This is a genomic window from Lysinibacillus sp. GbtcB16, from assembly GCF_019091145.1.
Classification (GTDB): domain Bacteria; phylum Bacillota; class Bacilli; order Bacillales_A; family Planococcaceae; genus Lysinibacillus; species Lysinibacillus fusiformis.
The window spans coordinates 924,111-944,220 of sequence record NZ_JAGXJV010000001.1 but is presented as its reverse complement, the minus strand read 5'-3'; the positions used below and the strand labels follow the sequence as shown (position 1 = coordinate 944,220).

Sequence of the window (20,110 nt, the reverse complement as noted above, 5' to 3'; positions counted from 1 at the left end):
GTTTTAAGACAAGTTATTTGGTATCTTGACAATAAGAGGTGATCCGATTGGATAAAAGCAGTTTATTTCATCAATTCGTAACGTTTACAGCCAATGTCCACCAAGTGACACACGAGCTGACACAAAACGTGACCGTTGCCAATATTACACCGCTTCAATATAAAATTCTTGAATATATTAAAGTAAGTCAGCCCGTCACGCCTACCGAAATAAGCGAATGTCAGCATATGTCCTTACCCAACACAAGTCGTGAATTACGAAAATTACAAGACCAAAACCTCATTGAAAAATGGAACGACACGGAGGACCGAAGAAAGCAGTATATTCGCTTGTCTATTGAGGGGGAAAAAATGATGGAGGCAGCCTTTGCATGCATCGAGGAACGCTTTCTACAGCTTATTCAGCATGCGACACAGGAGGATATAAAGGATATTCAACATGCCCTATCTATCCTTGAACAAAAGGTTTTTCAACAAAAAGAATAATATGTGCTGCTTCTATGGTTTTGGTTTGTCAGCCATTGAAGCAGCACTGGTTTTCATAACAATTGAGCTCAAAACAATTCAACTTAAGCAAAACTCTACCATTGATTCTATCCATTGAGTGATTAATAATCGATCCATATATCCTTACATATTCATCATCATTTCGTAACCTATTGGCTTTTTCTTTAATAGAATAAAGGTGTATAGAAGGAGGAGACTCAAGTGGACGTAGGAGTATTTGATAGGAAGTGGGTGGAGGAACATTTGGACACCCTTCCCATTTGGCAACAATCTGCCTACACGGATTTTGCCGCCACAATTGCCGATGAAGAAAATACCTTTCCGTGTGTACCTGCAAGAATGGGGTTTTTATCGAACCATTTGCGCTATAGTTTTATCGGAGATCCACGGAAGGAGTCATCCATTCATGAGCTAGCACAATGTTTAAAGGAATTCGCAAAATCCTCCCAAACTTTTGGTAAATATACGACACTCACGGTTTTCTTTCATAGCCCTCAGGATATGCTCGCTCACTATAAAGTCGAGGATTATCAGCAATTATTTTGGAGCATTCTTAACCAATTAACTAAAATCGATGAACTCGATTGGCCTGAAGAAATACCAACTGACCCTACCCACAATGAATGGGAGTTTTGTTTTAACGGGGAGCCCTATTTTATTTCCTGTGCAACACCCGCACATAAATTGCGCAGGAGTCGCCATTTTTCTACCTTGCTCATGGCCATTCAACCACGCTGGATTTTTGAAGAAATAAACGACTCTACTGCATTTGGGCGGAAATTAAAAAAGCTCATCCGTCAACGCATTGCCCATTATGATGCACTACCAGGGCATCCCGATTTAAAATGGTACGGACAAGAAAATAGTTATGAATGGAAGCAATATTTTTTAAGTGATGACAATCAAAGTCCGTCTAAATGTCCGTTCTTACGGAGGCAACAAAACTAACATTCATTAGGCTTGCTTATGACTTTGCCTTTTCACAACAATCCAGGTTGCAATCCCTATTAGGACAATAAAGAGCAGGCTCACGAAAAAACCGAGTCTGCTTGTTTTTTCTCCTAACGTACCAGATACCGTAACAGCAATGAGCAGCATCCCCAACCCATTTTTCACATGCGCCCACTTAGATAACTCCATTAGCTTCATATATGTCACTAAAATAAAGAGCCAGTTATAAATCAACATTAAACCCGCTGCCGTCATCAAATATTCAAAGATTTTTTCTGGCATGAGAAAGCCAATAACAATGGTTATGACTAAGCCACAAGTTAAAAATATAAAGGCAGGAATAGGTACTTTTCTTTTTCCTTTCTTTGCTAATATTTTGGGTGCATCGTGATCCTCTGCAAGTGTAATAAGAATCGTAATCACCGCATAGAGAGAAGCGACCATTGTTGAAAAACCAGCAATGATTAAAACACCATTAAAAATATCCGCTACAAAGGGAATGTGATAACCTTGAAGGGCCGTAATAAAGGGACTCTCATCAATCGTAAAGTCTTTCCAAGAGACAAGCGCTAACGCAAGGGCAATAGCCATTAAAAAAATGATCGTAATAACGACTAACATTATTCTTCCTGCCTTTGGTGCTTCTTTTGGATCTTTTAAATCAATGACCATTAACCCCATTACTTCAATGCCTCCATAGGCGTAAAAGGCATACAATAGTCCCAGCCAAATTCCTTTTATACCTTGGGAGAAAAACTGTTCATAATTCGCATAGAGTGAATCCAATGTTGATGCTTGTGAGCCTTTCATGAGAATTACAACAGCTACAATAATAAACATTACAATTGCTGCCGCCTTTAATGCCCCAAAGATGTTTTGGAAGTTTTCAAAACCCTTCATGCCTGTAAGAATCACAACTAGCCCTATAGCAGCATAGATAGAGGCTGCAATCCATAATGGCAACGCTGGAAACCAAAACTTCGTAAAAATACCGAGTGCCATGAGCTGACTCCCCATAATAAGAATCTCAGAGATTAAATAGACCCAGCCATTACTAAATCCTGCCCACCTCCCAAATGCCTGTTTAGCATAAGTACGGAATGAGCCTTTATCAGGATTTTCAACAGACATTTTAACAAGTGCATCATAAACAATATACGTACAAATGGCCGCTAATAAAAAAGGAATTAAAACAGCCGGTCCACTTTTATGAATGGCCATACTTGTTCCAAGAAAGAAACCTGTTCCTAATGTGCAACCTATACCGAGAAGCGAAAGTTGCCACCAAGACAACCTGCCCTTACTTGTATTTGATGTCATGTAATCAACCCTTCACTACTTTCTGACTAAAGGCAATGTCATGCATCGAATGCCTCCCCCACCTTTTTCAAGCTCTGTGACGTCCACTTCAAGTAATTTCTTTTTGTGCAGTAACGGATGCTTTAATAACTGCTGCTTAGATGCCTGTTTACTGATTACTAAAGTTTCTGGATCAAGATTAATCAAGTTAATGTCCGGAATGGTTTTATAGGTTTCGAGCCAGTAAACATCAAAGCCATGCCGCTTTAAAAATAGTTCTGGCATATCATAATAATTCCCTTGGGGTGTGAACACCTGTACAGGAAAATAACGCACAAAGCTTTTTGCAATCATTAAGTTATGGTGTACAACATTACAATTCATATCTAAATGAAGCGTATCATTGCCCTTCGGTAAATCAATGACCGCAATTTCTGAAAATCCTTGTTGAAAAAAGCGCTCCTTCAAGCTTTCAATAGCCACTATTGACGTTCTCATCCCTAGATTCATGAGAACTGCATCCTTATTTAATAGCATCACATCCCCACATTCAAGTGATTGAGAGGGCTGTGCTTTACGCATAAATTGTTCAGGAAACCACTTGGCTAAAATAGCATGAGCATGTGGATACTCTGGGCGCCTTAACGAGCTCCCTGCATTTCCAGGTAAAAGCTGCTGTCCCACAACACAGGCTAAATCGCGCACAAAATAACGATTAATGAGCTGCTCACTTAACAGCTGCTGTTCATTTGATAATTCTTCGGCATAATCAATCACTCTTACCCCAGCGTTTTCAAGAGTTATCTTCAAAGCCAGGAAATTTTCCATAGCTTTATGATGGCTGACAGGCCCACTCCACCCAACCTGCTCAGCTATTTTTGAATCAGTTACATCTACTATCGAAGGTGCACAAAGCATGACCACCTTTAGTTCCTCATGCTCCGACCAACAATTTACTTGAAATGAGTCCATCCTTGTTCTCCCCTTCTGCTTGTCGTTCTCTGTTAGCGTTACCATTGAAAGGGGGATTATACAATAGCAGCAGTCACAAACAATACCATGAATTGAAGCGTCGTTTCATTGAACCATATGTAGCTTAAATAAAAATTTAGAGAGAACGACAAAGGCTCTCTCTCATTACGTAAAATATTCTAATTTTGCTTGTGGAAAGAACTTTTTCATATAGCCATATAAATGTTCTTTAATATCTTCTTCCTCATCTTTTTGATAAATGTATTTACCTATTCCATATTTCCCCCATTTATACCTTCTCACGGTTTCGTCAAGTTCTAGCTTTGTCATAGGATAATTTTTTTCAATCACACGCTTAGCTGGCTTCGTAAAGCGATGCTGGATAAATTCGAACGTAATATCCTCTCGTACATCCTTTGGTAATTCAGCATCTAGCCGCTCAAACATTTGATAATAGCCCTCCTGCCATCCATCATGTAGATAAATGGGGGCGACGATGAAACCGAGCGGATAGCCAGCCCTTGCCACTTTCCCAGCCGCCTCAATTCTTTTGGCTAATGGAGAAGTTCCTGGCTCAAAATGTTTAATAACATAATCCGCATTGACACTAAAACGGAATCTTGTCTTACCATTATGTTTAGCATCCAATAGGTGATCCACATGGTGGAACTTCGTCACAAATCGTAATTGACCTAACTCACTTTGTCCAAAATGCTCAATAGCACGTTTCAATGTATGTGTAAGATGGTCAATCCCTACAATATCGGACGTACAGGATGCCTCAAAACGTGTGATCTCAGGAGCTCGTTCAGCCATATAATGATCCGCCTGCTCCAATATTTCATCTACATTGACATACGTACGAATATAAGGTTTGCTCCCCATCGTTGTTTGTAAATAACAATAATGGCAATGGCCCATACAGCCAGTTGCAAATGGAATGGCATATTCAGCGGAGGGCTTGGATGTATCAAACTTTAACGTTTTCCGAATGCCCACCACCAAAGTAGATTTCGCTACGCGATACTTTTGAAAATCATTGTCTCCAGGGAGATTTCTTACTTGATTATGCGAAGTTGTATAACGTATTTCAATCCCCATTTGCTCAAATTTTTCTTTTAACTCCTGACCTAACGGATAGTGGAGCGCATCAGGCTCAAAATAGACGAGCTGAGGGATAAATGGCTTATTCATCGTAATCCTCCCTCAATGAAAATACTGGTGGTAGGCTTGCTCAGCCGCCATTTCACTTGAAAAAATTAACATGTCATTCGTTATCGGATAATAGGTTTCAAATAGAAATACAGCTAGCTCCTCTGGTTGCTCTGGATGATTGACCACCGCGGCTTCCTGTATATTCGCTACATCCTGAATATGAGGATTCCGATAAAAAATATAAACGATATCTCCGACATTATATGGTTGTTGCATCTTTTCACCTTCCTCTGTCTTTCTGTTAGTGTGGTGAAATGATTAGAGAAATATGTCATAAAAAAATTTTTTATGTAATATACATAAATTTATGTGACCCTATCTTCAAATCTAGGAAAATAGGATAATGCAGAATTTTTTAACTATTTGGTATAATCAAGAAAAGGAGGAAGATATATGATCAAACAATCCATTATTGAAAATGTCCTTGAAGCCGCTCTAGCGACTGGTGGGGACTTTTCAGAAATTTTTATTGAAGATAAATATGTCAATGACTTCGTCTTACAAAGCGGCAAGATTGAACAAAGTATTACTGGGCGTGATTTTGGAATCGGCATCCGTATTTTTTCAGGACTTCAAAGCATTTATACGTATACCAATGATTTTTCTGAGGAAGGTTTACTTGCAGCGGCAGAACGTGCAGCCTTAGCCATCAAAGGTGGTGGATCGGGTACCATTCACCCTCTTCATAAAGAGATCATCACGCCTATTCATCAAATTCTTCACATGCCTCATACAGTGGAGCATGCAAGAAAAACAGCTGTTATGCGACAAGCAGATTCGATTGCCAGACAATATGACCCCCGAATTCACCAGGTAAAAGTTCGATATTTCGATGAACAACAAAATGTACTAATTGCAAATTCAGAAGGTAAATTTGTTGAGGATACGCGTGTTCACAGTAGACTTAGTATGCAAGCCACAGCTACAGAGGGTACTGAGGTACAAACGGGCTTCTATGGCCCAGGTGCACATGCAGGCTTTGAATTTATTGAAAAGCTAGACCTAAACCATTATGCAGGTGAAGCTGCACGTATCGCAGTCACAATGCTTCATGCAGATGAATGTCCAAGCGGTAAATTCCCCGTCATTATTGATAATGAATTCGGTGGCGTCATTTTCCATGAGGCTTGTGGACATGGCTTAGAAGCAACTGCTGTTGCCAAAAATAATTCCGTATTTGCCAATCGTATCGGTGAAAGAGTCGCTCCTGAAATTGTTACATATATTGATGATGGTACACTTCCAAACGAGTGGGGCTCATTAAATATTGATGACGAGGGAGAAAAAACTAGAAAAAACATTTTAATTGAAAATGGTATTTTAAAGGGTTACTTAATTGATAAATTTAATGCTCGCCGTATGGATGCACAGCCAACAGGCTCTTCTCGTCGACAATCCTATCGATTTAACCCTACATCACGTATGACCAATACGTATATCGCCCCAGGCTCATCTACGCCAGCCGATATTATCGCATCGACAGAGTATGGTATTTACGCAAAGTATATGGGAGGTGGACAAGTTTCCCCTTCTACTGGCGATTATAATTTTGCGGTAATGGAGGCCTATATCGTCAAAGATGGAAAAATCGAACGCCCTGTACGTGGCGCTACACTCATTGGCAATGGCGCAAAAACATTGCAGCTTGTTGATCGAGTAGGTAATAATCTCGCACATGGAGCAGGTATGTGTGGTTCTCTAAGTGGTAGTCTTCCTGTCAATGTAGGTCAGCCAATGATTCGCGTAAGTGAAATAACAGTTGGTGGAACGAAGGGGGAATAATGGATGAATATTGCTAAATACCAGGAAAAACTATTAGATCAGGCACATGAAGCTGGTTTTATAGAAGCTGAGGTTTATTATGAACAAAATAAATCAATCAAATGCATGCTTTACAAGGGCGAGATTGATAGCTACGAAACGTCTGAGGACGGAGGTCTAAGCCTACGAGGACTTTACAACGGTAAAATGGGCTATTCCTATACGGAAAAGCTAGACGATGATTCAATTCCCTTTTTAATTAATAGCGCTAAAGCCAATGCAATCATACTTGATGAGGATGAGGGCATAGCTATTTATGATGGCAGCTCCGAATACCCATCTTATGACTATTACAATGAAAAATTAGAAACGATCGGAATTTCAGAAAAAATAGAGCTTCTTCGTTCCATCGAGGAAAAGATTCGTGCATACGATTCACGCATTATTACTCTTGATTATTGTTTCATGGAAGAATTTACGGCTGAACGCTCATTAGTGAATAGTAAAAATCTTGCCTTATCCCATAAGGAGAACGGCTTCGTGATTTTCCTCTCCACAGTTGTAAAAGAGGGCGAAGAAATGAAAACAGGCAGTTATTTGAAAATGACACGTGATTTTCATTCTCTACAGGCGGATGCTATTGCAAAGGAAGCAGCTGAGGAAGCTCTTGCGAATTTAGGTGAAAAATCGATTCCAGGTGGTAAATATCCAATCATTCTTCGCTCTGATGCATCAGCCTCCTTATTAGAAACGTTTATGCCGATACTGTCCGCTGAAAATGCTCAAAAAGATCAATCTCTATTAAAAGGAAAAGTTGGGCAAAAAGTGGCATCAGAAGCCGTTACATTGCTGAGCACTCCATTCCATCCTGCCGCATTGTCTGGAGCAAGCTTTGATGGTGAGGGTGTAGCAACTAAAGAGCAGGAAATCATTTTAGAGGGTACACTCCAAACACTTCTGCATAATAGAAAAACGGCTAAAAAAGATAACTGCGAAACAACTGGGCATGCCCATAAACATTCCTATAAGGGAGCGTTAACGATTGCGCCTCAAAATTTATATATTTCAACTGGTGAGAAAACGCTAGATGGGTTAATTCACTCAGTTAGTAATGGTGTATTGATTACTGAATTATCTGGGCTTCACTCTGGTACGAATACGGTTTCAGGTGATTTTTCAGTTGCTGCAAAAGGATTTCATATTAAAAATGGTAAAATTGCCTCCCCTGTTAAGCAAATGACCATAGCTGGTAATTTTTTCGAGGTCCTACATGATATTAAAGAAACTAGCTCTGAGCTTTACTTCCTGCCACAAGGATATGGCTCCTCATCTCTGCTTGTAAAGGAACTATCAGTAACAGTGGAATAATACCAAAAAGTAAGCCATTCTAATTTCTCGGCAATTCTTTTATCTATAGTCACCAACCTCTCATTCGGTGGAAGTGACTATGGGTAAGAGGGTTGCCTTCTTTATTTTATAAAGATCAGTGTGATCCTCTATTTTAGTCGATCCACCTCCCTAGGAAATACCGCTACACAGTCACTAATGGTTAAATTTTCTTTTAGAGGTAAAATGGTGAAACTTTTAGACCTTTGATACGTTAAATTAGTTGTCATGCTGCGTCAGTCATATGGCATGAAGAAGGGTGGAATTTATGAAAAAAATATGGACTTTATTTTTCGCAGCAATGCTTATTGTACCGCTATTGCTGCAACCGGCAACCGCACAAGCGGCAAAAGCCATCACAATTACTGTGGACGGGGTTCAATTAAAGACCGATCAGCCGCCAGCAATGATTCAAGGGCGGGTTATGCTACCACTTAGAGCAATCTTTGAGGCATTGGGTGCCAGTGTAAATTGGGATTCAAGGAGTCAAACGGTAACAGGTTATAAAGGAGATACAACAGTAGTTCTCAAGATGAAATCGAAGGTAGCTACTATTAATGGCCAGTCCGTTACACTTGATGTACCAGCACAAATTTTAAGAGGCAGAACAATGGTACCAGTCCGCTTCGTAAGTGAAGCGCTTGGTCAGGAAGTTGACTGGAACGCAAGAAATCAGACCGTAACGATTATATCTGATGACACACCAAGCAATATTAGTATTTCTCCTGCGAGCAATGTATCGGTTCGCGATGTCAATGATCAGGGAGATGGGCGTGACATGGAGGTTAGCTTTTCCAGATCATCTACAGAATCATACGTCGATCATTATCGGGTAATGGTGTTGAAGGCTTCAAAGAGCTTTAATTTGGCATCTGCCTTGAAAGTCTCTCCTTCTAATTATTCAGTAGTGTCTACATCAGGTTCGAACCGTGCTATTACTTTAACGCAGAATTCAAGAGATGTGGACGGAGACTATATTAGAAATGATCAGCCATATGTGGTTCGTATCCTTGCTGTTGGGAAAGGTTCTTATTCTAGCGTTTTATCGAGTTCTTCTGCAAAAATTACCTTAACCAATTTGTCGTCTGTTACAGAGGTAACAAATGTGAAAATGTATGATATAAACGATTTTGGCGATGGGCGCGATATCTCCGTTAGCTTCACTCGTCCGCAAAATGATAACAATATTACTAATTATCGTGTGTTTATCGTAAAAACTAGGGATGCTAACAATTTTAATCTGACTACTGCGAATAATTTATCAAGCAGCTACTATACAACTGTGAATAAATCGGGCAGTAACGGCAGTATTTTGACAGGGACTTTGTCCTCCACTGCACGTGATACTGCCGGTGATCTCATAAAAAACAACGTACCTTATACAGCGGTCGTTCTATCTGTAAGTAATACGAATTCATTAGGAAATAAGCTGTCAACTGGATCGTCATCAGTAACACTTAGTCAAAATACAATGTCTACACCGATTATTACACAAGTGAATGACGTTAATGACTTTGGGGATGGGCGAGATTTGAGAGTGAGCTTCAATAAAGTGTCCGATGAATCTACTATCAACGCTTACCGAATTTTTGTAGTAAGAGCTAACAACTATTCGAACTTTACATTGACGAAGGCGAACAGCTTATCTAGCACTTATTACACACAAGTAAATAAAACAGGCTACAATATTACTCAGGTGCTCTCTTCAGGGGCAAGAGATACTGACGGATATCCCATTCAAAATGGAGTTAGCTATCGTGTGTTCGTTATGGCCGTAGCAAATAACTCAGCGAATAATATGCTGTCTTCAGTCTCCAATACGATTACGCTATTTAGCAGCAATGCAGGTGCAGTATCGAATCTTTATGCTAGCGATGTAAGTGATTATGGCAATGGACGTGACCTCTTTGTTTCTTTCAATAAAGCTGTAGACGAGTCAATCATTAGTCACTATCGGATTCTAGTTGTACCAACAGCATATTACAATAGCTTCAGTCTGACGGAAGCAAATAATGTATCCAGCAGCAATTATACGACTGTATACAAATCTGGAAAATCTACGTATGAGCAAACGTTGTCTGAAAATACTCGGGATGTGCGCGGTAATACGATCAAGGAAGGTACTAGCTACCGTATTTATGTTTTAACTGTCGCGAATGGCATAGGAAGCAATGCACTTTCTGCGCCGACGTCTACGATGACATTAAATAAGAACTTTAATGTGCAAGCTGTAACCAATCTAAATGTCACAGATATAGACGATAATGGTGATGGCCGTGATGTGCAAGTAACATTTACGAAGCCCTCTAATGAATCAAATGTCAATCATTATCGAATTCTAATCGTACCGACAGCGTATTACAGCAGCTTTAATCTTTCACAAGCCAATAGTAGCAATTATTACATCACAGAGAGCAAAGGTGGGAATACCGCTACAACTAGAACGTTGGATGGGATTAGGGATGTGCGTGGTAATTATATTACGGAAGGAACTAGCTACCGCGTCTATGTACTGACTGTTTCCAATGGGAATTCTCCAAATACCTATGCCCTATCCTCCGCTTCGCCTGTAATAACACTTAGTAAAAGTAAAGCTGTTCAAGCGGTAAGTAATGTTACTGCAAGCGATATTGGTGATTATGGAGATGGTCGAGATTTACAAATATCATTCTCCAAGCCTTCTGATGAATCGAATATAGGTAGTTACCGCATTCTTGTCGTACCCGCATCAAAAGCAAATGGCTTTGATGTGAACGCAGCTAGTAAAGTCGCTAATTTTACAGATATAAATAAAGGTCAATCTAGTATGAGTTTGGCAACTGATAGTAAAGATATAGATGGAAGACTTATCACGAATGGTGAAGAGTATCGTGTATATATATTGTCCGTAGGTAATGGAAATGCCAAGGCCATGTATACCTTATCCTACCCATCTTCTTCTATTACTTTAGTGGATCACTCTGCACCTGTAACGATGGAGAATGTGCAACTGAGTTTTACTGAGGGTCCTAATAAATATTCCGATATTACAATTAGCTTCAAGGTCAATAACGGACAAAATGTAACGGAATATAGAGTATTTATGCTACCTAAAAATCAAGCAGATAGCTTCAAAGATAGTGATGCCATTAACAATAATAATAGTACTAGAATTTATCAGAATGGTCTCCCCAATGTAAGTCAAAGTCTAAATATAGATTTGGATGCATTTGGAAAACCACTCACAGCATCCACAGAATATGTGGCTAAGGTTTTAGCTGTGGGCAAAGGAAATTATCTATCAAATACGTCCAATTCAGTGATGCTTCTGGCAAAGCCTGATAATACTAGTGGTGAGGCGTCCAAAGACGCTCAAGTTAACCAATAGGATAAATAGAAGGGACTCCCAATGGTACTTTATTGACCAATGGGAGTCCCTTCTTGCTGTATGGATCATGCTATAATCATTCAATTATTTAGACAAATCTATTTTTTTATTTAATAAGTAAATTGTCAGTCCACCAACAGTCATAGACAATAATTCTCCAATTCCCACTGTGAACCATGTAGCCCAAAAAGGAAGGTCATAAAGAATAGTTAATTGCCCAGCAACCGTAAACATAGATACAGCAAATATCAGGGCTGTCACTACCATTTTTCCAATATCATTAGCGATATGCTTTGTAAGACTTCTACAAAGTAATAAGACTAAGAAGGTGGCAATCCCACCAATCGGCACATCTACTATCCATGTGGGCGACATGAAATTTGCAAGTATGACGCCTAACGTCACTGCTACTACATAGCGCTTATTGTACAATGCCAGATAATTAAACATTTCTGACAATCGTAGTTGAACAGCGCCAAAGCTAATGACTGACAATAAAACTGTTACAGCAATATAAAGAGCTGCAACAAGAGCCGTCTTTGTCAACTCACTTACTGACATACGGCTTGAATCTTTTACAATCGAAGTATTCAATTTTATTCTCCTTTGTAAAATAGCTAATCGCTATTTTAGTAATAACTACGACCAAAGGAAGAGAGCTTAGCGCCCTATCTGAAGTGCCGTAGTGCAAGCAATTTTTCTTACTTGCGTATTATAGCAGAAGAATAACTGAATGAACAATGCTACTTGGTCAACCAGCCGCCGTCGATTGGTAAGACAGCGCCATGCATATAATCTGCTGCTGAGCTTGCTAAAAATAAGGTTAAATTGGCCACCTCCTGAGGTTGTGCCCAGCGTCCAGCTGGCGTTTCCTCTGCCACCCATTTCGCCATTTCCCCGTCGCCTTCAAAATCTGCCTGATTCATCGGCGTTTGTATGGCTCCAGGAGCAATTGCATTAGCCCGTATTCCCGCTCTACAGTAATCTAAATCTAGCTGCTTTGTGTAGCCAACAATAGCATGCTTAGAAGCTGTGTAGGCCGCTCCTCCACCACCTGCAACAAGTCCAGCAATTGAAGCCATATTGACAATCGTACCAGCTCCACGTGCAATCATATGAGACAAGATTCTATTGGTCACAAAAAACGTTCCTTTGACATTCGTGTTCATAATTTTATCCCACAGTGCTTCGTCTGTATCTAGCGTTTTGGCAAAGCCGTCTAAAATGCCTGCTGTATTACATAAAATATCAATTTGTGTAAATGAAGAAATAGCAGCTTCGTACGACTGTTCCACATCTTGTTGGCTACAAACACTGCCTACCATATAGGCAAAATGCTCTGGATATTGCTGCTGTAATTGGACTAACCCTCGTACCTCTATATCAAATCCAAATACATTCGCACCATTTTCTAAAAATGCAAGTGCTTGAGCATATCCAATGCCAGACGCTGCCCCCGTAATGAAAACAGTTTTATTTTTATATTCTTCAAACTTCATACCATGTCTCCTTACCAAAAAAAGCCACCTCACAATTGAGATGACTTCTCCTATTATTATTCAACGACAATCCAATCTTCTGCTAATAAATCACATACTGTAGGCGTGAACATTGTGTAGCCTTCTCCGCGTACATTAATTAAAAAATAAGGATTCAAAGTCTCACCATCGTGTTGGCTTTGACCAACTAGCTTCACATATAGTTCAGCACCGCCCCAGCCTTCACGAATACTTTTTTCTCCTGCTTTTAAGCGTGGTAATATTTCTTCAAACGTCATGTCCTTCATCCTCTATTCCCATTCATTATCGCATTAGTATACTGGATTTTCGTTAGGTTGACAACTATGGTTAGATTTGCTTTTTCATCTGTACCTGCTCTGTCGTCACCTTTAGTCCATTTGCCACTAAATAGCTCGTTGCTGGGTTGCTTGCTCGGAAATTAACGGCGGTTATATTCACCTTCTGAGCTGTCACACTGGCTAAGAAGCGCACTAGTAAATCGACATTATACTCTTCTAATACTTCCAATTGATACAGAATGACCCGCTCCACCTCACCCTGTTTCCCCCACACTGTTTTATATAACATATAGCCGAGCACATCATTTGCTTCATTATAGAAAACCCTAGCCTCTCCCTGCTTAACGCTATGCCAGCTACATTGCCAAGGGATAGCTTCCTGATAAAACGGCACATGAGGTAATTGCTCTGGGCGAATTATTTCAGTCCTAATAGCTGACGTATGTTCTACCTTCGCCTCATATTCCCCACTTAAAAACTGAAGATGATCGGTTATAACATAGCCATATCTTTCATACAAAGCAATTGCTACTGAGTTTTCCTTTATTGCTTCCAGTGTGGCAATTTCAACATTTTCTCGTTCATAGATAGCTAGAGTTTCCTCCATTAGTAATCGTGAAACGCCTTTCCCACGATAAGTAGGCGAAATACCCGTGCCTCCATTCCATGCTATTTTCTTGCCATCTATGTGACGAAAGCCGTTCATGACAATACCAATGGGTTCATGATCGTCAAAAGCGACAATGGAGTGCTCAGCTGACAGTCCCTCCCCAACAAGCCGTTGTAAAAACATCTCTGCCGTCATATCAATGGGCACAAAATATCCTTCAAAGCCTTTGTTCCACGCCCGTAATACTTCCTCTAATGTACATTGTGCAACTGTTTTAATATTCATCGTTTCCCTCATCTCAAATGGAATCCAATTTTGCTAAATCTTCTAATGTCAGTTTCCCCAAAACTTCATATCCTTGACCTAAACCTTTAGGTTTTATAATAACCGTGCCCATATTCGAGATGACCCCTAGTCCCACATTTTTCGGAAAACTATGACCAATTATGACTCTATTGATTCCCTCTGGTGGTTTCATTTCCAGCATAGATTGAAAAGCCGTTAGAATTGAATTTTGTTGAACAGTCGAAAGATTTCCTCCTAACATAAAAATCTCAAACATAAAAGGGTCTATTTGTACCTGAACATTGGGAAAAGCCAACTGAGCTGTTTCAATCGTTCGACAAAAAGGACTTGCAGTGATAGGCGCAAGGATGGGAATTTGCCAATAACGCAACATTTGGCCATAATATACAGCCTCATGACGGCCTTGTTCGGATAAATTTCTTTGATACTGACAACTTTGAAATAGACCATTTACTTGATCTACACCAACTGTTGCAGTCCCATGTCTTGCATATAAAATAAGTCCTCCCTCTTTTAATAATTTCAGGAGATCCTTTTCCAATTCTTTCATCCCCTTCATTTTATCACTTTATTCTTTGTAATGTATGTCTTACAAATAGAAAAAAGCTCCCTATTTTTTCACATGGAAATAAAGGAACTGTCGATTTCTGCAGGAGTTGCCGCTCCTCATTTCTTTTAACTTTTATATAAAGTACTTTATCTACAAATATAAGGGAAAAGATTATATATGACTGGCACCCACTCATTTTTTATGTGACCTTTGTTTTAGAAACTTTTTGAATTTTCCATGAGTATAGGAAATGAGACTTAAAATATACTGTTTCACCTTTTTAGTTTACTTTCTTGTAAAGGATTATTAAACTAGTGTTTACGGTGTGTAATTTTAAAGTCATATTGATTTTGTGTTTTAATTTATGTAGGATAAACAAGCATTGTTTGGTTTACAAACAAAAAATAGAGTTAATTAATATTCTAGAATATTAATAGATGAGGAAGTCCCGAGTAATATGAAAAATCGAAAAATAAAGCTTATATTAATTCTATCCACCATTTTATTATGTTTGTTTACAAGTTTAAACATCATTACATCCTATGTAAAAATTAAAAAGACCGTTGAAGAATCGATTGCTAATCAAAGTCTAGAGGCTGCTAATTCCATTGCTGCTTCCATCGATACAATTGCTTATCAGCAATTTTTGAATAATCCGCAAAAGAATGATTATTATTGGGAAGTAAGAAGTTACTTAAATGATGCAAGGATAAAGCTAGGTGCATTATTTGTTTATACATTGCAGGTGGATAATCCAAAGGTATCAAAAGCAATGGTGATGGGTCTGCCAAGTGAACTAAAAAAAGGATTTGAAATAGGTGAGGTTTGTACTGTTCCAGCTAAACAAGTAGAAAAAGCCTATCATGGTGAAACCTATGTCACAGAAGTAATCCATGATTCAGTCCATGGTTCTTATTTATCTGTTGGTGCGCCAATTAAAGATGATACAGGCCAAATAATCGGTTACCTGGGCATTGATATAAGTGCAGATACATTGAATGGTATTAAAGGCAAAGTGATTGAAGATAACCTATTTATTTTTATTTTCAACGGTGTATTTATTTTAATTGTTGCTGGTTCTTTTTTATTTTTACAAAGATGGTACCAAAAAGAGGTAGCGAAGGAAGTAGGCGCCACAGAAGACACTTACCAAGCAGAGATCAAAACGTTGATTACTTCGGTGTCATCGTTACGTCATGATTTCACGAACCATATCCAAGTTTTACATGGCCTTTTACAATTAGAAAAAACCGATCAAGCAAAACAATATTTAGCATCACTGTCGAAAGAAGTACAAGCGATTAAATCATTAAAATTAAATATTGACCATCCAGGTTTATCCATATTATTACAAACGAAAAAGCTAACAGCACAGAATCATAATATTGATATGGATTTCACCATCTCTCAGGGCGATTTTAATAAAATTAAAACGACCGATTTAATCAAGATTCTATCGAACTTAATTGACAATGCGATTGATGCTGCGAATGAATTGCCTGAGGGGCAACGTAAAATTATGATTTGTTGTCAAGCTGATGAAGGACAATATGAATTTAAAATTACGAATACAGGACCGAATATTGTAGACGCAAACCAAATCTTTAAACAAGGATTCTCTACGAAGAAGCATGAAAATGGGAAAATTCGAGGACAAGGACTATTTATTGTGAAAGAAATCGTCCATAAATATCATGGAGATATTTCGATTGAATCATCGAAACATCTTGAAACGACTGCCATCGTCCATATTCCCTTCAAATAGCTACAAAATGTAGAGAGCTTTAGACAAAAACCATTGAGAAGATAATGACTCTCAATGGTTTTTGTTATTCTTTCTCTTTCATATGCGGAGAAAAGACGTTCAGCACTACAGAGTTCTTAAAAGTGGATTGGAACCAGCTCATCTCCCGTAGTGGCATTAATTATAAAAAAAGACTATAGGCAAACTCCAATTTTTTGAGCTTGTCTATAGTCTGATGTCAGGTAACGGTCATACACCCTTATCTTTTTTTGATTTATTATTTGCCGTTCGTGTCCGGTCCTGTGGTTTTAGGAAGGACGGTCTTAGACTATAACCCTTCGGTGATAAACGCAGTAAGGATTTTCCAATATTACCCTGTTCAAAATCTGCACTAAAATTAATATAGGGCACACCGAGTACACGCATATTTGCTGCATAGATAATAATGAAAAAGACCGAAATAAAAAATCCAAAAAGACCGAAAAAGGCTGAAAATAAAATGATAATTAATCGAAAAATACTCATTGCTGTTACAAAGGCTTGATTGACCAATGTAAATGCAGCAATGCTTGAAATCGCAATGATAACAATCATCGAAGGGCTTGTCACGCCAGCCTTAATCGCAGCATCTCCAATTATTAACCCTCCAACAACACTGATCGAGCCACTGATGGCACTTGGCAAGCGTAAGTTGGCCTCACGGAACATTTCAAACATAAATAGCATCATCATGATTTCAAGTATCGTCGGGAACGGTAATCCCGTTCTTGATTCAACCACTGTCGCAAGTAAAAGATAGGGGAGCTGCTCTTGATGATAGGTTGTTACGGCTAGCCAAAAACCAGGAAGTAACATACTGATCAGTATCCCAAATATTCGGAGCACCCGTTCCATTGAACTGACAATGATTGGATATTCATTGTCCTCAGATGTTTTAAAGAGCAGCATAATATTGGCAGGAATAATCATGGCATAGGAAACGCCATCGATCATTATTAGTATTCTCCCTCTCATTAATGCTTGAAGAGCAAAATCGGGTCTTCCCGTATAATCATGTCTAGGGAGAACTTTAGCCGTCTGTTCAATTGCCTCCATCAGTAAATCACCATTGACGACAATATCTGTATCAATTTTTTGTAATTGTAATCGGATTTGTTCTAGCATATTTAAATTCACAATGTCTTCCATATATAGTACGGCTACCGTTGTTTTAGAGCGTTGACCGATTTCTAATGTTTCTACACTAAATGAATTCGTAGGTAAACGTTTTCGTAATAAAGCTATATTAATAAATACATCTTCAATAAAATCATCTCTTGGTCCTTTTACAACTAACTCAAGCGTTGTTTCCCCTGGCTCACGATTAGGTCTATTTGAAATATCACTGGAATAAATCAAATGATCTTCCTCAAAATATAATAAGACATGGCCTTTGTAGACTCTTGTAATCATATCTTCTTTCTTAGTGACCTTTTGTAAATAGGGCACATGAAGATGCTGTTCGATAAGCTCCTCTAACGTTTCATCAGAACCACAGTTAAATAAGGATTGAACACGTTCGACCACAACCGTTTGAAGGAGTTCTTCGTCTATCATAGCATCACAGGTTATCATATGGACTGTATGTTGCTGAAATTTATACTGTTGGAATATTATATCAGCAGAGCGTTGAAATAGTGATTTCAACATTTTCAAATTCATCATTTGTTCCATTGAAATACTTCTCATCTCCTACTGAGCCTACTCAAATTTAGTACATTTATGAAAACTACGACATGTAATAAATATACTTAGGCATATTTTTCCCATGGACATAAAAATTATTCAAGAAACAAATACTGTGATAACCTATTTAGGATGCTCTTAACCAATCATTTTTTGTAGATTAGCCATCTCAATTGCCGATATCGCGGAATCATAGCCTTTATTACCTGATTTTGTTCCCGCACGCTCAATCGCCTGTTCAATATTTTCTGTTGTAACAATACCGAAAATAACTGGTACATTGGTCGTTAAGGATACATTCGCAATACCTTTTGCCGACTCATTACACACATAGTCATAATGTGTTGTAGAACCACGAATAACAGTCCCTAAACCAATAATGGCATCATATTTCTTTGTCTCTGCTAATTGTTTCGCAATAAAAGGCACTTCAAAAGCTCCTGGCACCCATGCAACATCAATGGATGCTTCATCTACACCGTGTCTTTTTAATCCATCCATTGCACCATCTAATAATTTGCTTGTAATAAACTCATTGAATCGACCTACGACTACCGCAATTTTTAAATCCGTCCCAATTAATTGTGCTTCAAATGTTTGACCCATTTTTTTATATCTCCCTCGTTATTAGTTTGTTGTAAATGATTGACTTCGATAAGCGGCTAACGCCTCAATGGAAATCATTTTTAATCCATGATGTGCTGCATACTTTGTCAACTCATCAAAGCGCATCATGTGACCATCATCTCCCATAATTTCACAAATCACTCCAGCAGGAATACTGTCACAAAGCTTGGCTAAATCAATGCTCGCCTCCGTATGGCCCCTTCGCTCTAAGACACCATTATCCTTTGCGATTAGTGGAAAAATGTGTCCTGGCCGACGAAAATCAGTTTTTTTTGCCTGAGACCCCAACATTTTTTGTATAGTGAATGCACGCTCAAAGGCACTAATTCCCGTTGTTGTGTCCATATGATCGATACTTACGGTAAAGGCTGTTTGATGGTTATCCGTATTATGCTGAACCATTGGGTGCAGATCTAACTGATGTGCTAGCTCCTGCGAAATCGGCGTACAAATTAGCCCTTTGCCATAAGTCGCCATAAAGTTGATCGTTTCCGGAGTAATAAATTCAGCAAGCGCTAGAAGATCCCCCTCATTTTCCCGATCCTCATCATCCACTACGACGATTACTTTACCTTGCTTTAAATCCTCTATGGCATCTTCAATTGCATGTAGCACTATTTTTCATCTCCTCATTATGTGATTTTAAAAACCATGTCGTGCTAAATAATCTCTAGTAATCATTGACTTGCCTTGCCCATTGTTCATTTCGTTTAAAATATATTTACCGACTAAATCTGTTTCAATATTGACGAAAGCGCCCACTTTTTTCATACCTAAAATCGTTTCCTTGTAAGTATGAGGAATCAGTGAAATCGTGACCTGATTCGTTTCAACATGAAAAATTGTTAAGCTTGTGCCATCAATCGTTATGGAGCCCTTCAGAATACAGAAATTTGTTAGTTCCTCAGACAATTCGATATCAATATAAACCGCGTTGGCCATCGGACGTTTTCGTAAAATCTTCCCAACACCATCGACATGACCAGCAACAAAATGGCCCCCAAATCGCCCATTAGCAGACATCGCACGCTCCAAATTAACCGGATCCCCTATTGTTAGCTGATGTAAATTTGTAGCTTTGACGGTTTCAGGCATAACATCCATCGTAAGCTCTTGATCCGTAAAATGAGTCACCGTTAAACAAACACCATTGACCGCTATACTATCCCCTAATCCCACATCTTCAGCAATTTTAGATGATTGAACCGTAATTTTCATACTGTTCTTATCGCTTTGCAAGGCTTTAATAGTGCCAATATCCTCCACAATACCTGTAAACATTTCTTTCACCTG

The 20,110-nt window shown here is 38.9% G+C and carries 18 protein-coding genes and 1 pseudogene; 6 read left to right on the top strand and 13 right to left on the bottom strand.

Translation table 11 applies throughout. The annotated features are described in order from the left end of the window. Positions 1–47: 47 nt before the first annotated feature. On the top strand, positions 48–485 hold the full coding sequence (locus KVT27_RS04570; protein WP_036225427.1) for a MarR family winged helix-turn-helix transcriptional regulator: 438 nt from the start codon (positions 48–50) through the stop codon (positions 483–485). A 222-nt stretch (positions 486–707) separates the two neighbouring features. Further along, complete coding sequence (locus KVT27_RS04565) at positions 708–1,454, top strand: YqcI/YcgG family protein (RefSeq protein ID WP_036124692.1); 747 nt, start codon at positions 708–710, stop codon at positions 1,452–1,454. Between the two features lie 6 nt (positions 1,455–1,460). On the opposite strand, the gene KVT27_RS04560 is transcribed toward KVT27_RS04565, so the two are convergent. The 4 genes from KVT27_RS04560 to KVT27_RS04545 all read right to left on the bottom strand — a co-directional run bounded on the left by KVT27_RS04560 (position 1,461) and on the right by KVT27_RS04545 (position 5,159). Further along, positions 1,461–2,777 (bottom strand): amino acid permease, encoded by a 1,317-nt coding sequence (locus KVT27_RS04560; protein ID WP_036124690.1) that lies wholly within the window; start codon positions 2,775–2,777, stop codon positions 1,461–1,463. 15 nt (positions 2,778–2,792) lie between these two features. Then, positions 2,793–3,728, bottom strand: coding sequence for an arginine deiminase family protein (locus KVT27_RS04555; protein ID WP_150907888.1), 936 nt, complete (start codon positions 3,726–3,728; stop codon positions 2,793–2,795). A gap of 165 nt (positions 3,729–3,893) precedes the next feature. Then, positions 3,894–4,922, bottom strand: a complete 1,029-nt coding sequence (gene splB / locus KVT27_RS04550) for a spore photoproduct lyase (protein WP_036225437.1) — start codon at positions 4,920–4,922, stop codon at positions 3,894–3,896. A 12-nt stretch (positions 4,923–4,934) separates the two neighbouring features. Beyond that, complete coding sequence (locus KVT27_RS04545; RefSeq protein ID WP_012293724.1) at positions 4,935–5,159, bottom strand: transcriptional regulator SplA domain-containing protein; 225 nt, start codon at positions 5,157–5,159, stop codon at positions 4,935–4,937. Positions 5,160–5,336: 177 nt separating this feature from the next. On the opposite strand from KVT27_RS04545, the gene KVT27_RS04540 reads away from it, so the two are divergent. The 3 genes from KVT27_RS04540 to KVT27_RS04530 all read left to right on the top strand — a co-directional run bounded on the left by KVT27_RS04540 (position 5,337) and on the right by KVT27_RS04530 (position 11,457). After that, positions 5,337–6,725 (top strand): TldD/PmbA family protein, encoded by a 1,389-nt coding sequence (locus tag KVT27_RS04540; protein WP_008176557.1) that lies wholly within the window; start codon positions 5,337–5,339, stop codon positions 6,723–6,725. A gap of 3 nt (positions 6,726–6,728) precedes the next feature. Continuing rightward, on the top strand, positions 6,729–8,072 hold the full coding sequence (locus KVT27_RS04535; protein ID WP_036124684.1) for a TldD/PmbA family protein: 1,344 nt from the start codon (positions 6,729–6,731) through the stop codon (positions 8,070–8,072). 286 nt (positions 8,073–8,358) lie between these two features. Then, a complete protein-coding gene (locus tag KVT27_RS04530; RefSeq protein ID WP_217580824.1) occupies positions 8,359–11,457 on the top strand; it encodes a copper amine oxidase N-terminal domain-containing protein in 3,099 nt (1,032 codons plus the stop codon). Positions 11,458–11,541: 84 nt separating this feature from the next. Here the strand turns inward: KVT27_RS04530 and KVT27_RS04525 are convergent, their stop codons facing one another. The 5 genes from KVT27_RS04525 to KVT27_RS04505 form a co-directional block, all read right to left on the bottom strand. Continuing rightward, a complete protein-coding gene (locus KVT27_RS04525) occupies positions 11,542–12,051 on the bottom strand; it encodes a QueT transporter family protein (protein ID WP_305799928.1) in 510 nt (169 codons plus the stop codon). 149 nt (positions 12,052–12,200) lie between these two features. Continuing rightward, positions 12,201–12,956: a 3-oxoacyl-ACP reductase gene (locus tag KVT27_RS04520; RefSeq protein WP_036147703.1), complete on the bottom strand. Its 756-nt coding sequence runs from the start codon at positions 12,954–12,956 to the stop codon at positions 12,201–12,203. 56 nt (positions 12,957–13,012) lie between these two features. Then, on the bottom strand, positions 13,013–13,234 hold the full coding sequence (locus KVT27_RS04515) for a DUF2829 domain-containing protein (RefSeq protein ID WP_036147701.1): 222 nt from the start codon (positions 13,232–13,234) through the stop codon (positions 13,013–13,015). Between the two features lie 70 nt (positions 13,235–13,304). Beyond that, positions 13,305–14,150, bottom strand: coding sequence for a GNAT family N-acetyltransferase (locus KVT27_RS04510; RefSeq protein ID WP_036147699.1), 846 nt, complete (start codon positions 14,148–14,150; stop codon positions 13,305–13,307). A gap of 13 nt (positions 14,151–14,163) precedes the next feature. Beyond that, positions 14,164–14,712 (bottom strand): histidine phosphatase family protein, encoded by a 549-nt coding sequence (locus KVT27_RS04505; protein ID WP_036124675.1) that lies wholly within the window; start codon positions 14,710–14,712, stop codon positions 14,164–14,166. Between the two features lie 466 nt (positions 14,713–15,178). Here KVT27_RS04505 and KVT27_RS04500 point away from each other — a divergent pair, with 466 nt between their 5' ends. Beyond that, entirely contained in the window at positions 15,179–16,486 is a 1,308-nt protein-coding gene (locus KVT27_RS04500) for an ATP-binding protein (protein WP_036124672.1), read from the top strand. Positions 16,487–16,714: 228 nt separating this feature from the next. On the opposite strand, the gene KVT27_RS04495 is transcribed toward KVT27_RS04500, so the two are convergent. The 4 genes and pseudogenes from KVT27_RS04495 to ribE all read right to left on the bottom strand — a co-directional run bounded on the left by KVT27_RS04495 (position 16,715) and on the right by ribE (position 20,098). Continuing rightward, the gene (locus tag KVT27_RS04495; protein ID WP_036147698.1) at positions 16,715–18,178 is read right to left on the bottom strand and encodes a spore germination protein; all 1,464 of its coding nucleotides are present in this window, start codon (positions 18,176–18,178) and stop codon (positions 16,715–16,717) included. 150 nt (positions 18,179–18,328) lie between these two features. After that, positions 18,329–18,796, bottom strand: a complete 468-nt coding sequence (gene ribH, locus KVT27_RS04490) for a 6,7-dimethyl-8-ribityllumazine synthase (protein WP_008176574.1) — start codon at positions 18,794–18,796, stop codon at positions 18,329–18,331. A gap of 45 nt (positions 18,797–18,841) precedes the next feature. Next, positions 18,842–19,432: pseudogene (gene ribB, locus KVT27_RS04485) on the bottom strand (3,4-dihydroxy-2-butanone-4-phosphate synthase); the annotation flags it as partial. A 27-nt stretch (positions 19,433–19,459) separates the two neighbouring features. After that, on the bottom strand, positions 19,460–20,098 hold the full coding sequence (gene ribE / locus KVT27_RS04480) for a riboflavin synthase (RefSeq protein ID WP_217580822.1): 639 nt from the start codon (positions 20,096–20,098) through the stop codon (positions 19,460–19,462). Between the last annotated feature and the right edge of the window lie 12 nt (positions 20,099–20,110).

What these genes read in the sequence shown, in the direction of transcription:
- splB (WP_036225437.1), bottom strand. Translation starts at nt 4,922, where the DNA reads ATGAATAAGCCATTTATCCCTCAGCTCGTCTATTTTGAGCCTGATGCG.
- ribH (WP_008176574.1), bottom strand. Translation starts at nt 18,796, where the DNA reads ATGGGTCAAACATTTGAAGCACAATTAATTGGGACGGATTTAAAAATT.
- KVT27_RS04560 (WP_036124690.1), bottom strand. Translation starts at nt 2,777, where the DNA reads ATGACATCAAATACAAGTAAGGGCAGGTTGTCTTGGTGGCAACTTTCG.
- KVT27_RS04500 (WP_036124672.1), top strand. Translation starts at nt 15,179, where the DNA reads ATGAAAAATCGAAAAATAAAGCTTATATTAATTCTATCCACCATTTTA.
- ribE (WP_217580822.1), bottom strand. Translation starts at nt 20,098, where the DNA reads ATGTTTACAGGTATTGTGGAGGATATTGGCACTATTAAAGCCTTGCAA.
- KVT27_RS04555 (WP_150907888.1), bottom strand. Translation starts at nt 3,728, where the DNA reads ATGGACTCATTTCAAGTAAATTGTTGGTCGGAGCATGAGGAACTAAAG.
- KVT27_RS04535 (WP_036124684.1), top strand. Translation starts at nt 6,729, where the DNA reads ATGAATATTGCTAAATACCAGGAAAAACTATTAGATCAGGCACATGAA.
- KVT27_RS04520 (WP_036147703.1), bottom strand. Translation starts at nt 12,956, where the DNA reads ATGAAGTTTGAAGAATATAAAAATAAAACTGTTTTCATTACGGGGGCA.
- KVT27_RS04515 (WP_036147701.1), bottom strand. Translation starts at nt 13,234, where the DNA reads ATGACGTTTGAAGAAATATTACCACGCTTAAAAGCAGGAGAAAAAAGT.
- KVT27_RS04495 (WP_036147698.1), bottom strand. Translation starts at nt 18,178, where the DNA reads ATGGAACAAATGATGAATTTGAAAATGTTGAAATCACTATTTCAACGC.
- KVT27_RS04530 (WP_217580824.1), top strand. Translation starts at nt 8,359, where the DNA reads ATGAAAAAAATATGGACTTTATTTTTCGCAGCAATGCTTATTGTACCG.
- KVT27_RS04545 (WP_012293724.1), bottom strand. Translation starts at nt 5,159, where the DNA reads ATGCAACAACCATATAATGTCGGAGATATCGTTTATATTTTTTATCGG.
- KVT27_RS04540 (WP_008176557.1), top strand. Translation starts at nt 5,337, where the DNA reads ATGATCAAACAATCCATTATTGAAAATGTCCTTGAAGCCGCTCTAGCG.
- KVT27_RS04510 (WP_036147699.1), bottom strand. Translation starts at nt 14,150, where the DNA reads ATGAATATTAAAACAGTTGCACAATGTACATTAGAGGAAGTATTACGG.